The following is a 14671-nucleotide window of genomic DNA, read 5'->3' on the forward strand; positions in this document are numbered from 1 at the left end:
GGAATTTTATTTGTAAAAACTCGTTTTTTCTTCCAAACTTCTACGATATTCTTCTTCATAATCATAGAGAGGAGTTGGATACTTCCCATCAAAGTAAGCCACACAGAGACCGCCATTTGGCGCATCTGTTTCAATCCCAATAGAGTCAATCAATCCATCAATAGAAAGATAAGTCAGACTATCCGCACCAATGATTTGGCAAGTTTCCTCAACGGTATGATTAGCCGCAATCAACTCCTGACGTGTCTGGATATCAATTCCGTAGAAACATGGATAGGCAAGAGCAGGACTCCCAATGGCAACGTGAACTTCTGATGCCCCCGCTTCTTTCAAGAGTTGGACAATACGACGTGATGTTGTTCCACGTACAATGGAGTCATCAATCATGACCACACGTTTGCCTTTCACAACACCAGATACAGCAGAGAGCTTCATTCGCACTCCTTGTTCCCGTAATTCTTGAGTCGGCTGGATAAAGGTCCGTTGCGTATATTGGTTCTTGATGAGCCCCATTTCATTTGGCAGACCTGATTCTTCGGCAAAGCCCATCGCTGCGCTTAGTGAGGAGTTTGGCACCCCGACTACGATATCAGCTTCGTGCTTGAACTCACGTGCTAATTGAGCTCCCATTCTCTTACGAGCTGTATGGACATTGACACCGTGGATGTTAGAGTCGGGACGGGCAAAGTAGATGTACTCCATGGAACAGATTGCCAGCTGAGTATCGTTTGTGTAGCTATCATACTGGATACCACTATCATCAATAATGACAATCTCGCCTGGTTTTACGTCGCGAATCCACTCCGCACCGATGACTTCAAAGGCACAGGTTTCAGAGGAAACCACAACTGCTCCATTGGCCATTTTCCCGATTGACAGAGGACGGAAGCCGTTTGGATCAAGCGCTGCAATTAGCTTATCTTCAAACATCAAGAGATAAGCAAAACCACCTTTAACAAGACTGAGCGCTTCCTTGATCTTGCCCATCAGGTTTGGATTGTGGCTACGACGAATCAAGTGAGCCAAGATTTCTGAATCAGAAGTCGAGCTAAAGATTGCCCCTCTTTGTTCCAATTCTTGCTTGAGCGATTCTGCATTGGTCAGATTCCCGTTATGAGCCAAACCAAACTGCATATCGTGAAAGCGAAAGAGGAAAGGTTGGATATTGTCTACAGAAGCTTCTCCCGCAGTCGCATAACGCACGTGTCCAATCGCTCCAGTTCCTGTCAATTTATCCAAATTAGCAGGATTTTTGAAGACTTCTGATAAAAGCCCCATATCACGATGACGCTTCAATTGTCCATGGTCATTGGAGAGGATTCCTGCCCCCTCCTGACCACGGTGCTGAAGACTATGGAGTCCAAAATAGGTCATTTTGGCAGCATCTGGGTGGCCCCAGATGCCGAAAACACCACATTCTTCATTAAGAGATTTTACTTCGTATGTCATTTTCTATACCTAATTTTTATTTCTGTATCATTCCTTAGCGATACTACAGCGGAATGATACGGTAGAAGCTCGTTTCACTCGCAACAACAAATCATTTTCAATTATCGCAAGTTACATCTACTTGTTTTTACATTTACTGATGCTTATCTATTAGAAAATCTGCAAATCTTATTTTCCAGTAAAGTATTTAACCGCTGATGCAAAGAGGTGCTGGTCTTTATTTCCTGGAATATTTTGGAAGAGACCGTCTTCGAAACGTTCTGAGTGACCCATCTTACCAATGATTTGACCGTTCTTACTTGTGATACCTTCGATCGCATTGACAGAACCATTTGGATTGTATTTTGAATCCATGCTTGGCTTCCCTTCGAAGTCAACATATTGGGTAAAGATTTGACCATTGTCACGAAGCTCTGCGAATTCCTCAGCTGTCACGACAAATTTGCCTTCACCGTGTGATACTGGGATGGCATGAATGTCACCAACTTCTACTCCAGCAAGCCATGGTGAGTTCGTGTTGGCAATCCGTGTTTCCACCATCTTAGCCACGTGTTGGTTGGCATCATTGTAGAAGAGGGTTGGACTCGTGCTGCTTGCATCTTCAAAGTTACCATATGGAAGAAGACCTGATTTAACGAGGGCTTGGAATCCATTACAGATACCGATAATCAAACCACCACGTTCGATGAAGCTATCGATAGCTGCACGCACTTTTTCATTGAGCAAGATGTTCACGATAAATTTAGCAGATCCATCTGGTTCATCGGCTGCTGAGAAGCCACCTGCAAAGAAGATAATATTAGCTTTTTCGATATTGTCAACCATAGTGTCAACAGACTTGACAATTGCCTCTTCATTCAATGTCACGAATGGTACCAAGTTGACTTTTGCACCTTCTTTTTCAAAGGCCTTAGCTGAATCGTACTCAGAGTTAGTACCTGGGAATACTGGGATGTAAACCACTGGTGTCTCAACTGTTTCTTTAGCTTTGATTACAGCATCTGATGCCACTGCAGGTACTTCTTCCAACTCAGTTGCTTGTGCAAATTCCGTTGGGTAAACCTCTTCCAATTTACCTTGGAAGGCACTGTCAAGTTTGTGTCCATCAAGTGTTACACCATTGACAGTAAGTGTAAAGTCAGCTACTGTTCGTCCAATCTTGGCAACACCTGCAATGTCTTCAGGCGATGTGAAGACGAATCCACCCAATTGAGCTGTCAAGCTAGTGTCAAGGCCAGCTAATTCAACGTTTGCACCAATATGGTTACCAAATGTTGCAAGGGCAAGAGCTTCAACCACACCACCATATTTGACAGCTGATGCAGATGTGACTTTATGGTCAGCTTGAATTGCTTCAAATTGAGCAAAGTTAGACTTGATAAGATCAAAATCAATTTCTTGTGCCAAAGCTTGACCTGGAATATAGTAAATATTTTCACCAACAGCCTTAAATTCTGGAGATAGGACCTTACGGCTATCTGCTGTTGTCACACCAAAAGCAACCAAGGTTGGTGGTACGGTCAATTCTTCAAAGGTACCAGACATAGAGTCTTTACCACCGATAGATGGCAAACCAAGTTGAATCTGAGCTTCAATGGATCCAAGGAGAGCAGCCACTGGTTGACCAAAACGCTCTGCTTGTTTATCCATTCGCTCGAAGTATTCTTGATAAGAGAAACGAGCCTTAGACCATTTTGCACCAGCAGCAACCAAACGAGCAGTTGCTTCGATAACCGCATAAGCAGCGCCATGGTATGGAGACCATTCTGCTACATAAGGGTTGAATCCTTGCGCCATGACAGAAGCAGTTGTTGTCACACCATGTTGAACTGGCAATTTCTGTACAGAAGCTTCCGTTGGTGTGATTTGGTAGCGACCACCGAGTGGATGATTAACTGTTGAACGACCAACTGAGCTATCAAAGATGGTTTGTAAACCTTTTTGACTGGCATGGTTAAGGTCAGCCAAGACTTTAAGAGTATCAGCTTCAAGGGTTTCAGCAGATGTTTGACGTTCTTCTGGAAGCTTGACATCCTTGTCAACCACCTTAGCATCTACAACCACACGTACACCGTTTGTATCAAGGAAACGACGTTCCAAATCAACGATGGTTTCACCATTCCAGTGCATGACAAGATTTGGTTTTTCAGTCACTGTCGCAACGACAACAGCATCAATATTTTCTTTATTACATGCTGCAATGAAGGCGTCCACATCTTTGGGACGAACCACGACCGCCATACGTTCTTGAGATTCAGAGATGGCAATTTCGGTACCGTTCAAGCCTTGGTATTTCAATGGCACTTTGTCTAGATCAATTTCAAGCCCATCTGCCAATTCACCGATAGCCACGCAGACACCACCAGCACCAAAGTCATTTGATTTCTTGATTAGACGTGTCACTTCTCCATTACGGAAAAGACGTTGAATCTTGCGTTCTTCAATGGCATTCCCTTTTTGAACCTCAGCACCAGCTGTTTCAACAGATTCAACCGTTTGAACTTTAGAAGAACCTGTCGCACCACCGACACCGTCACGTCCAGTCTTACCACCAAGCAAGATAATCACATCACCTGCTTCAGGTTTTTCACGGACCACATTTTCCTTAGGAGCCGCACCGACAACTGCACCTAGCTCCATACGCTTAGCAACGAAACCTGGGTGGAAGTATTCACGAACATAAGTTGTTGCAAGACCAATTTGGTTACCATATGAAGAATAACCGTGAGCCGCTGTTTTAGAAATCACTTGTTGTGGCAATTTACCAGCACGAGTTTCAGCAATTGGTGTTGTAATATCACCAGCACCTGAGATACGCATGGCTTGGTAAACGTATGAACGACCTGACAATGGGTCACGAATGGCACCACCGATACAAGTAGCCGCTCCACCAAATGGTTCAATCTCAGTTGGGTGGTTGTGAGTTTCGTTCTTGAACATGAGAAGCCATGGTTCTTTGACACCATTGACATCCACTTCAATTTCAACTGAGCAGGCATTGATTTCATCAGACACTTCCATGTCATCCAAACGACCATTAGCACGCTCATAACGACCAAAAATAGTCGCCATATCCATCAAGGTTTGAGGTTTTTCTGTACGTCCCAACTCATCACGCATGGCAATATACTTGTCATAAGTCGCTTGCAATTGTTTTTCAAATTTAGAAGCTGAGAAGTCGATGTTTTTCAACTCTGTCTCGAAAGTTGTGTGACGGCAGTGGTCAGACCAGTAAGTATCCAAAACCTTCAACTCAGTCTCAGTTGGTACACGTCCAATAGACTTGAAGTAATCTTGGATGAAGAGAAGGTCATCCACTTCCATTGCCAAGCCTTGCTCAGCCTTATACTTGGCAAAATCTTCTGCCGTATAGCTTTCAAAGAAATCCAAGTTTGGAATGGTCTTGTCAGACTCAGAGAAATCCTGTTTCGCAATGCCAACAGTGATATCTTTGAAACGAGAATCCACTGGGTTCAAGAGGTAGTTCTTGACAGCTTCCAACTCATTCGCATCAATATCCTTGTTAACCAAGTAAAGTTGCGCTGTATTCACTGTTACATCATTTGAACTACCAAGCAACAGCAAAGCTTCTTGTGAAGATGCCGCACGTTGGTCAAATTGACCAGGCAAGCTTTCGATCGCAAAGAAAGCATACTTCTCAAGATCAGCCTTAACCGCAGCCTCGTCCAAAACAGTATCAGTCACTTGCTCAGAGAAGATATGTTTTTCCGCACGCGCAAACAAGTCCTCTGCCAAACCAAAAACATCGTAAACTTGAACAATCCGAAGATCCTTCAAAGTTTTCAACTGAAGATTATGCTGCAATTCTTTTACTAAAGAGTCCGATTTCACACGAAAATCAGCTTTTTTCTCAACGAAAATACGTTTATCCATTTTATTTCCTTTATTTCTATTCAAATAGGTTATCGAAGACGAAGGTTTTCCCTTTCAAACAAGTTACTTCAAGCCCTGCAATTTTTCTAAAACGACCTTGTAAACATCCGTTAAACTGCCCAAATCTCTACGAAAAACATCTTTATCCATGTGATGACCTTCCGCATCCCAAAGACGGCAGTTATCTGGTGAGAATTCGTCTGCCAAGATAATCTTGCCGTCCTTATCAAAACCAAATTCTAATTTGAAGTCAATCAAGCGAAGACCAATTTGTGCAAACCAATCTTTCAGCAATTCATTGATACGACGCGTTTCTTCCTTGATATAAACAATTTGCTCATCATTGGCAATATCCAAGAACTTCACATGCTCATCATTGATGAATGGGTCATCCAAATCATCGTTCTTGTAGTAAAATTCAACGATTGGAGTTTCCAAATCCAAACCTTCTTCCACACCAAAACGTTTTGAGAAAGAACCTGCAGTCACGTTACGAAGTACAACCTCCAAAGGAATGATTTTTACTTTTTTATTCAATTGTTCTGTGTCAGAAATACGTTCGATAAAGTGTGTCGCCACACCAGCAGCATTCAATTTTTCAAAAATAAGAGACGAAATCTGATTATTCAGCACACCTTTACCCTCAATGGTCTCTTTACGAGCTCCATTCAGCATGGTTGCCTGGTCCTTGTAGACCGACTTAATCACATTTTCGTCTTCTGTAGTATAGATATCTTTAGCTTTTCCCGTATAAATAAGTTTACTGGACATTTTCTTGTTCGCCTTTCGTATTACTTTACATCATTCTAACACAATAGACACTAAAAATCAAATATTTCACGAACTATATTTGATATCATATCTGAAAAAGTACAGAAAAATCGCAAACGAATTTTCATTTGCGATTTTCTAAGATTGATTTGAATTAGAATGCGAACCTTATTCTCGTTTCAAAAAGCGGTCCAGATAGTAGCGTAAAAAACTCTTCCTACCTGTAATCATAGTCAAACGACCTTCAAGTCCATAACGAAGTTTTTCTGCTTGTTCAGCATTCAAATCCGTCTCTGCCTCTAATTTAAAGAAATTGCCCTTTTCTGTCTGAGTCGCACTGGTATCGATATTCGTAATCTTGGATGTCAACACTAGCTGCTTATTGGCATCCGTTACTGTTGTAAATCGTACCTCATTTCCATGCTTGAGATCAGCCACTTCCTTAGAACTAATATAAGCTGTCAGTTTTGCCTTCCTCTCCCTAGCCAACTGCGGAAAAAGGTGAGCAAGGATAGTTCCTTCTGGAATGATGGTAGATCGACTATGCTCAGGATTCAAATGTAGAACACCATCTTCTGTTGCTGTAATTTTCCCCTTCTCTAAAAGATTTCCTTGAATCTTTTTACCTGACTCCACTTCAAGAATTTTCTGATCCAAGAGCGTTAATTCCTGGCCTACCTTGGCTAGTTGCTGGGATTTTAATGACTCCAACTGACTTCCTAATCCAGATGCATAAGCTTGCTGGGCTCCTGAACCTGCATACTGTACTCGATAACCTGCAAGAGTTGACTCCAACTGAGTGATGTGAGCATCTAGCTGAGATAAGGCCTGCTGTTTGGCTTCCGATCCCTGCTCTTTTGTTGACTGATAAGACTGATAAATGACATAAGCTGGATGATCACTCTCTAAGACTCCATCAGCTTGAATAGCAGACTTGGCTTGCTGATATTCTTTAATTTTGGACTGGGTTTCACCGATGAGATTGCCTAACTCTGTCTGACTACCACTGGCTGCTGCATTTTGAGATGATATACTAGCATTTTGTTGCTCAACCTGACTCCGCAGACTAGCAGCTTGATTTAGATAATCTAAAAAACTATGCTGATAGCCAAATTTATCTGCTTCAGGAAATTGATCACTTCCTGATTGAAGGCTTGCTTTTAAATACTCCAGTTGAACCTTCTGATCCTTGAGCATTTCCAACTGACTAGCATAATTCTCAGCCTGAACTGCTTCTGCTCCCTCTTGGTATTGAACGAGAAGATCCCCTTGCTTGACAAACTTATTTTCAGCCAAATGATTGGCAACAATCTTACTATTACTACTAGACTGAATGGTGGCAATGATACGAGCAGGTTCTACCGTAGCTCCAGCTGTCAAGCTTATCTCCTTTTGTGCAAAGATTGAAAAAACAATCAGGAACAAAAATAAGATAAAACTTGGAAAAATCACATAACTAGAAAAATTATGGTAACGACGATTGTAAAACTCAGCACTTTCTAAAAATTCTGATTGCATCTTTTCTCCTCTCTAACTATTCACCAAGTGGGCATAAAAACCACCCTGAGCCAGTAAATCCATATGTGTACCCTCTTCGACAATCTTGCCCTGATCCAAAACGACAACCTTCTCTGTCCGCTCAGCAATGGTTAAACGGTGGGCGATGAAAATCAAGGTCTTATCCAAAGCCATGAGATTATCGACAATTCGCTTCTCGGTCAAAATATCTAGACTGCTGGTCGCCTCATCCAAGATCAAGACAGGCGCATCAGTCAAGAGAGCACGCGCCAGAGCGATCCTCTGACGTTGCCCACCTGAAATCCCTGCCCCATCCGAAGTCAATTCTGTCTGGTAATTCAGTGGCATCCGCTCAATATCCTCCCGAATCTCTGCCAACTCCACTGCTCTCAAGATATCCTCCTGAGTCGTCCCCTCCTTAGCTCCGAGGAGAAGATTCTCCAAGATCGTTCCATTAAAAACGTAGGGTTGCTGAGGCAGATAATTGATATACTGGCGCAGAGCCTTTTTATCAATCTGATTGAGATTGACGCCACCCAGACTAATCTCCCCCTGACTTGGATCGTAAAAATTAACCATCATCTTAGCCAAGGTCGTCTTACCCGATCCTGAAATTCCCACAAAAGCCACTTTAGAACCTTGCGGAATGGTTAGATTGATGTCTGACAAGACATCTCGACCATAGCCATACTTGTAGTGAACCTGCTTGAAATCCATATCTCCTTCTAGCAAGCTCAAATCTGAGACTGTTTTCTTTTCCTCAAACTCAGATGCAACCAGATAAACTTCATTGAGACGGTTATTAGCAACCTGCGCTGTCTGAAGTTTGGTTTGCAGATTGATGATATTCTCCAAAGGATTTGTAAAGTAAATAAGCAAGGTATTATAGGTAATCAACTGGCCCAAACTCATCTTATTATCCATGACTAAGAGAGCCCCCATCCAGAGAATACCAACATTGAGCAAGAGTTGGGCAACTTTTTTCAGAGCCTTTTGTTGGCTTTCTGCCCGACTATAGGTAAAAGATTTTTTCAGATAATCCACAAATTCCTTGTCAATCTTTTGGTAACGTTGACTTTCACTGGTCAAAGACTTAATGGTCTCAATACCGTTAATATCCTCGATAATAGAAGATGACAGGACTGCATTGGCTTCCATGGTATCCCGATTCATCTTTTCAAAGGGCTTCATAAAAGCAAAGATAATCACTGTGTAGATAGGAAGAGCTAGTAAACTCATGAAAAAGAGATTGCTATTCTGCGAAAATAGAACTACTGAAATAATCAAGACAGTAGATACATCCAAAAAGATTGACAGAATAGTTGAAGCCAGTGCATCGATGATACTATTCGCATCCGTGAAACGAGACACGATTTCCCCTGTCCGTCGTGTCGCAAAAAAGGACATGGGCAAATGAAAAACATGCTTGATATAGGACAAAATCACATCAATGGACAAGCGTTGCCCCAAAACAAGTAAAAGATACTCCTGGGCATAAGATAAGATTTACTGAAGGACATAAACGATGACTAGCCCTATCGAAATAATTCCCAGTGTCGAGCGCATCTGATCTGGTACATAAGTGTCAATGATTGACTGCAGATAATAAGAACCCACAATGTTAATCAAGGTCACCAAGAGGGTCGCCAAAACGATATTAACAATCAAACCTCGCTGTTTCACTAATATAGGGATAAAGGAAAGCAGACCATTTTTTTGTTCCTTATGAGGCTTATAATTCGGAGATGGAGCCATAAAAATAGCGATTCCTGTCCACTCCTTGGCAAAGCGCTCACGAGATATCTTGGTCAGCTTAACACTAGGATCTGGATCAGCAATATAAATGTTGTTCTTGTCCTGCCCAGTCACCACATAATAATGGAGCAATTTCCCTTCCTTAAGCACATGAGCCACAAAAGGAAAAGTTACATCCGGCAAATCAAACAAGGTCATGTCCGCCTTTATTGCTCGCGTCTCAAAACCTATCTCCTCAGCAACCTTGACTAAACCTAAAGCCGTAGTCCCATCCATGGTCGTCTTGGCCAACTCTCGCAAGTGAGCCAGAGAATAATAACTACCATAATAACCAAAGACCATGGCTAATGAAGCCACACCGCAGTCCATCTGGTCTACCTGAGGACGATAATGCCGTTTACTAAATTTCATATCCTACTCCTTTTCCTAACAATCTCCAAAGAAAACTTTGTAAGATTATTTTATCCAAACAAAGAAGCAAAAAGAAAATTATTTCTAAAAAAACAATAACTGCACCTGAACAGCACTTTTTCCTACATAAAAATAGGTAGAACAAACGTCCTACCTAGAAAATATAATGATTAATATTTCTTACCTTTTTCAATTTTTTTACGATTTGCCACAAATTTTTAAATTAACGTCTACTTCCCAGATAACGTCCAAACATATAAGAAGTTCCTCCTAAAACTCCCCAAGCTACTGCTGTAGAAGTAGTAACAATGAAACCTCCCTTAGTTACAGCCAAGTCTTCCTCTGTCATAATAGCAAATTTTTTATTCAGTTTTTTCATATTCCATCTACTCCTTTTTAAATAATACTAGCTAATCCAATAGCTACTCCAACCAAAAGTCCTACTATTCCTGAGGCTGATATAATTATAGCCGCAAATTCTTCTGAGATATTCATTTATTTCTCCATTTTTTTAGTTCTTATTTCATTGATAGTAACTAAATGATGATTATTCAATAGCATTTGCCACATACTAATAATAGTTCTCTTTAAACCTTGTCTTTACCTGAATCTAAATAACTCATCATCAAAATAAGCATCGGAACAAATAACTCTGTTTGGAAATATTTTTCAACATTAAAGGTGATTACATGTAAATCCCCCAATATACAAAGCACTCCAAAAATAATTAAAAAGGCTCCCATTACATTTTTTAGATTTTTCATACAAGTTCACTTCTATCCAAATTTACGTTTTAAATCTTGACCAATTAATCGACCACCAAGGAAAATTGCCAATCCTGCACCAACCGTGGCTATGGTAATTGATCCACCTGCTGTATTCATCAATTCTTCTTCTGTCAATTCCGTCCATTTATTTAAATTCATTTTTTCTCTCCTTATTATTACATAAAATAGCCCCAAGCAATACCACCAATTAGTAAGATACCTCCTACAACTACAGCGGTAACCGACCCCCCATCCACTTCCATCAGCTCTTCTTCCGTAAGAGCTGCAAAGTTCTGTTCCATTTTGTCAAAGTTTGTCATTTGTTTTCTCCTTTATTTTTATAGTTTTTTTGTTTGTGATTGTTAACCTTTAAACCATTTTAAAAGCCAAATTGGATAAATAACTGAAATCATTTTTTCTCTCCTTCCTTATCTTCTCACTTGTCTATTCGAGAAATCATTTTAAAATGAATGAATAAATTTAATTTATTTAAAATACAATTTGATAAACCATGGAAGTAAAATTGGTAAATACATTAATCAAACTCCTTTCCTTTTCTTCTTACTTATCTATTCGATAAAATAATTTCAAAATAAACAACTAAGTCAAATTTATTTTAAAAACCACTTGATCAACCACGGATAAAGACCTGTCACATACATCAGTAATCCTCCTTTTTTGTTCTCATCTCTTTATTCGTAAACTCAACTGTAAAATTTCAAAATCTTATCTTTTTTCGAGAAACAAAAAACAACATGACTTGCATGTTGTTATATGTTAGATTTTATCTTTAATGGCTTTCAATACATCTGCCACACTTTGGAGGTGATCGATTTCTTCATCACTGATTTCGATTCCGAATTCATCCTCAATGGTTAGTACAAATTCCATCAAATCTACCGAATCAGCATCCAAATCATCCTTCAAGCTCAAGGCCTCTGTGACTACAAAGTCTTCCCCTTGGCGTTCTTGGATAATGGTCACGACACGGTCAAAAATTTCTTTATCTGTCATATATATTACTCTCCTGAAAATTCACGCGCAGTTTGCGCAACTACATCTGTCTCAAGCATGGTACGAATCTGACGAATCGTACTGTACACAGCCTTGGCATCACTTGAGCCATGAGTCTTGACAACAGGCGCCTTGACACCAAACAAGACTGCACCCCCAACATCTGAATAGTTGAGCTGCTTTTTCAAGCCTTTAAGGCTATCCTTGAGAAGAAGAGCACCAAGTTTTGCTCGAAGTCCACCACCTGTAATAGCATTTTTTAGCAAGCCCATGATTCCCATGGCTGTACCTTCGATGGATTTTAGCACAGCGTTTCCCGTGAAACCGTCTGCCACGACAACATCTGCAACACCCTCCATCAAATCACGCGCTTCCACATTACCGACAAAGTTCAAACTCTCATCAGCTGCTAGCAAGTCATAAGTTTCCTTGCGGAGTGGATCTCCCTTGCTGCTCTCTGTCCCGTTATTAAGCAAACCAACTCGTGGTTTTGCAATTCCACGAACATTTTTAGCGTAGAAAGAACCTAGGATGGCATATTGATGAAGGTGATGGGCTGTGTTTTCTGCATTGGCACCGAGGTCCAGCATGTCAAAACCTTTCCCATCAACTGTTGGTAAGGTTGACATAAGCCCTGGACGATCGATATTTTTGATGCGACCAACGATGAAAAATCCTGCCGCTAACAAAGCACCTGTATTTCCTGCAGAGAGCACAGCATCAGCCTCACCGTCCTTGACAGCCTTAGCAGCCAATACCATACTGGCATTTTTCTTCTTACGGATGGCTTTTGTTGGTTCATCATCCGAATCAATTTTTTCATCTGTATGGATAATACTGACGCGTTCTGTAGCTGTTAGATATTGCTTGATTTTGCTTTCGTCTCCGTAAAGTTGAATCTCAATATCTGAAAAGTCAGCAAGGGCTTGATTGACACCCTCAACAATGGCTTGAGGTGCGTAATCGCCACCCATTGCATCTACTGCGATTTTTTTCATTTGTCTTCCTCTTTTAGTAATTGTCCCCAATCGGCTAGGGAATCAATAAATTTCTTTGATTTTAAGTGAATTCCGACGTACTCTTCATAAATTTGATCCATGAACTGACGCAATTCTTGCTTGATTTCAGACTTGAGAGAAATAGTCTCCAAAGTCTCAAAGTTGATAGCTTGAAATTGACTGAGCAGATAGGGAATGTTTGGATTCAGATGACAACGTTTCTCGTCCTCATGGTAATGATCAGGACATAAGCAAGCACCATATTTGAAAGAAAAATCAAAGGCCTGACCCACCCGATGGCAAAAAACACACTCATTAAAATTGAGGCTGATCCCAAACCGTGTCAAAATTTGAATTTCAAAAATATTGGTCAAGACCTGATAATCTAAACCCTCTTCCATCAGCTCTAAAGTCTTTTGTAAAAAAGCAAACAAGGGAGCATCCTGATGATTGTCCTGCAAACTCGCATCAGCCAAAGCTGCCACATAGGTCGCATAGGCCATGACAAAGAGATCACTATTGATTTTTGGGAAGGTCATCACCTCATGATAGTCTTCAATATAACTAAGTCCATCATCATTGATTCGCAAAAGAAAACGAGCCAGCACCAAAGGTTGAATAACTGGAGCCAGTTTGGACTGACCGGCATGTTTGACAAAAAACATCCGCTTGCCGACCTGTTCTGTAAAAATCTTGACTAGCTTGTCATCCTCACGAAAATTACGATTGTAGAGCACCAACCCCTGACTCGTAATAGACTGAATCATGCTTCTCTCATGTACTCCTCAAGACGTTTCATAGCTTCTCTGATGGTTTCCATGCTAGCTGCATAAGACAAGCGCACATAACCTTCTCCATATTGACCAAAAGCTGCACCAGGGATAAAGGCTACAGCCTTCTTGTGGGCAAAATCCTTCAGAAAAGCAAAGGAATCTTGATTGTAGCCTGCTGGAATCTTAGCAAAGATATAAAAGGCACCGTCAGGTTTGATAATCTCAAAACCAAGGGCAGTCATCTTGTCGATAATGTAATCCCGACGCTGGATGTATTCCTTCTTCATCGGCTCTGCATCATCTTTACCAGCTGTTAAGGCTTCTACTGCAGCATGTTGCGCCATAGTATTCGCAGCAGTTACCAAGTACTGGTGACTCTTGATGAGTTGGGCTGTGAAATTTGCTGGTGCGAAGATAAAGCCTAAACGCCAACCTGTCATAGCATGTGATTTGGATAGACCGTTAATGATAATGGCCTGATCTCTCAGCATTGTTCCCAAAGAGACATGATTTTCCCCTGTATAAGTCAACTCTGAGTAAACCTCATCACAGACTACGAAAATCTCATACTTGCGTAAAACGTCAGCCAAGGCTTCCAACTGTTCGCGACTATAAGTAATTCCAGTAGGGTTGGCTGGATAGTTGAGAATGACTGCCTTGAGCTTGTCACCCTGCTCCAGAATTGCCTTCTCCAGCATTTCAGGAGTCAAGACAAAACCATTTTCAGTCGTATCAATCTCGACAATCTCTGCGCCAACTAGATTAACAATTGGTTCATAACCAGGATAGGCAGGAGCTGGCAAGAGAACCTTGTCTCCCTCTTCTAAAATAGCTGTCAAAGTAGCTGATAGAGCCTCTGTCGCACCAATTGTGACCAAAATTTCATTTTCAGGATTATAGTCTAGCTGGTATTTTTCTCTTACAAAATCACTAGCTGCCTGGCGTAAGGTCATCAAACCACTCATCCCTGTATAGTAGGATTGATTTTGGTCAATGGCGCGCTTAGCCGCCTCCTTGACATGGTCTGGAGTTGTAAAGTCAGGCTCTCCCAATGTCAGACGTAGAACCCCAGGAATCTCAGAAATAGCCTGGTCAAACTGACGAATCAAGGAAACTTGAATCTTATCTAATTGTTTATTAAATCGCTTGGTTAAGTCCATAGATACCCTCCTTGCTTAAAGAACATATGTCTATTATACTACAAAAGCTCTCTGACCGCAAAATCACACTAGCATAAGCAACTGATGTATGTTCATTAAAATTCATTACAACACTATGTTTTTAGAATACTCAATGAAAATCTCATGAAACTAGGAATCGA

General features: G+C 41.0%; 12 protein-coding genes and 1 pseudogene. All 13 read right to left on the reverse strand.

The window, feature by feature from the left end; translation table 11 throughout:
* Positions 1 to 6: 6 nt before the first annotated feature.
* Entirely contained in the window at positions 7 to 1449 is a 1443-nt protein-coding gene (gene purF / locus AC3E7H_RS03915; protein WP_490676137.1) for an amidophosphoribosyltransferase, read from the reverse strand.
* Between the two features lie 168 nt (positions 1450 to 1617).
* Positions 1618 to 5343, reverse strand: coding sequence for a phosphoribosylformylglycinamidine synthase (locus AC3E7H_RS03920; protein ID WP_490676138.1), 3726 nt, complete (start codon positions 5341 to 5343; stop codon positions 1618 to 1620).
* Between the two features lie 63 nt (positions 5344 to 5406).
* Positions 5407 to 6114 (reverse strand): phosphoribosylaminoimidazolesuccinocarboxamide synthase, encoded by a 708-nt coding sequence (purC, locus tag AC3E7H_RS03925; protein WP_490676139.1) that lies wholly within the window; start codon positions 6112 to 6114, stop codon positions 5407 to 5409.
* 168 nt (positions 6115 to 6282) lie between these two features.
* Positions 6283 to 7632, reverse strand: coding sequence for a bacteriocin secretion accessory protein (locus AC3E7H_RS03930; protein ID WP_490676140.1), 1350 nt, complete (start codon positions 7630 to 7632; stop codon positions 6283 to 6285).
* Positions 7633 to 7644: 12 nt separating this feature from the next.
* Positions 7645 to 9798, reverse strand: a pseudogene (comA, locus tag AC3E7H_RS03935) (peptide cleavage/export ABC transporter ComA).
* A 223-nt stretch (positions 9799 to 10021) separates the two neighbouring features.
* Positions 10022 to 10177 carry a hypothetical protein gene (locus tag AC3E7H_RS03940; RefSeq protein ID WP_000735877.1) on the reverse strand — a complete coding sequence of 52 codons (156 nt, stop codon included), beginning with the start codon at positions 10175 to 10177 and terminating at the stop codon, positions 10022 to 10024.
* Positions 10178 to 10385: 208 nt separating this feature from the next.
* Positions 10386 to 10562: a hypothetical protein gene (locus AC3E7H_RS03945; protein ID WP_000793176.1), complete on the reverse strand. Its 177-nt coding sequence runs from the start codon at positions 10560 to 10562 to the stop codon at positions 10386 to 10388.
* A gap of 12 nt (positions 10563 to 10574) precedes the next feature.
* Positions 10575 to 10724, reverse strand: a complete 150-nt coding sequence (locus AC3E7H_RS03950) for a class IIb bacteriocin, lactobin A/cerein 7B family (RefSeq protein ID WP_001052545.1) — start codon at positions 10722 to 10724, stop codon at positions 10575 to 10577.
* Positions 10725 to 10741: 17 nt separating this feature from the next.
* Positions 10742 to 10885: a class IIb bacteriocin, lactobin A/cerein 7B family gene (locus tag AC3E7H_RS03955; protein ID WP_049504573.1), complete on the reverse strand. Its 144-nt coding sequence runs from the start codon at positions 10883 to 10885 to the stop codon at positions 10742 to 10744.
* A gap of 457 nt (positions 10886 to 11342) precedes the next feature.
* Complete coding sequence (locus AC3E7H_RS03960; RefSeq protein WP_000130002.1) at positions 11343 to 11579, reverse strand: acyl carrier protein; 237 nt, start codon at positions 11577 to 11579, stop codon at positions 11343 to 11345.
* A 5-nt stretch (positions 11580 to 11584) separates the two neighbouring features.
* On the reverse strand, positions 11585 to 12577 hold the full coding sequence (gene plsX / locus AC3E7H_RS03965) for a phosphate acyltransferase PlsX (protein ID WP_320692676.1): 993 nt from the start codon (positions 12575 to 12577) through the stop codon (positions 11585 to 11587).
* On the reverse strand, positions 12574 to 13344 hold the full coding sequence (gene recO, locus AC3E7H_RS03970) for a DNA repair protein RecO (protein WP_490676141.1): 771 nt from the start codon (positions 13342 to 13344) through the stop codon (positions 12574 to 12576). The genes plsX and recO overlap by 4 nt, the downstream gene beginning before the upstream one ends.
* Positions 13341 to 14510, reverse strand: a complete 1170-nt coding sequence (locus AC3E7H_RS03975) for a pyridoxal phosphate-dependent aminotransferase (protein ID WP_375555449.1) — start codon at positions 14508 to 14510, stop codon at positions 13341 to 13343. The genes recO and AC3E7H_RS03975 overlap by 4 nt, the downstream gene beginning before the upstream one ends.
* Between the last annotated feature and the right edge of the window lie 161 nt (positions 14511 to 14671).

It is taken from the genome of Streptococcus sp. SCPM-O-B-15304 (M98) (assembly GCF_058200215.1).

Bases quoted from the DNA above. Each gene is read 5' to 3' on its own strand.
- purF (WP_490676137.1), bottom strand. From the start codon at position 1,449: ATGACATACGAAGTAAAATCTCTTAATGAAGAATGTGGTGTTTTCGGC.
- AC3E7H_RS03920 (WP_490676138.1), bottom strand. From the start codon at position 5,343: ATGGATAAACGTATTTTCGTTGAGAAAAAAGCTGATTTTCGTGTGAAA.
- purC (WP_490676139.1), bottom strand. From the start codon at position 6,114: ATGTCCAGTAAACTTATTTATACGGGAAAAGCTAAAGATATCTATACT.
- AC3E7H_RS03930 (WP_490676140.1), bottom strand. From the start codon at position 7,632: ATGCAATCAGAATTTTTAGAAAGTGCTGAGTTTTACAATCGTCGTTAC.
- AC3E7H_RS03940 (WP_000735877.1), bottom strand. From the start codon at position 10,177: ATGAAAAAACTGAATAAAAAATTTGCTATTATGACAGAGGAAGACTTG.
- AC3E7H_RS03945 (WP_000793176.1), bottom strand. From the start codon at position 10,562: ATGAAAAATCTAAAAAATGTAATGGGAGCCTTTTTAATTATTTTTGGA.
- AC3E7H_RS03950 (WP_001052545.1), bottom strand. From the start codon at position 10,724: ATGAATTTAAATAAATGGACGGAATTGACAGAAGAAGAATTGATGAAT.
- AC3E7H_RS03955 (WP_049504573.1), bottom strand. From the start codon at position 10,885: ATGACAAACTTTGACAAAATGGAACAGAACTTTGCAGCTCTTACGGAA.
- AC3E7H_RS03960 (WP_000130002.1), bottom strand. From the start codon at position 11,579: ATGACAGATAAAGAAATTTTTGACCGTGTCGTGACCATTATCCAAGAA.
- plsX (WP_320692676.1), bottom strand. From the start codon at position 12,577: ATGAAAAAAATCGCAGTAGATGCAATGGGTGGCGATTACGCACCTCAA.
- recO (WP_490676141.1), bottom strand. From the start codon at position 13,344: ATGATTCAGTCTATTACGAGTCAGGGGTTGGTGCTCTACAATCGTAAT.
- AC3E7H_RS03975 (WP_375555449.1), bottom strand. From the start codon at position 14,510: ATGGACTTAACCAAGCGATTTAATAAACAATTAGATAAGATTCAAGTT.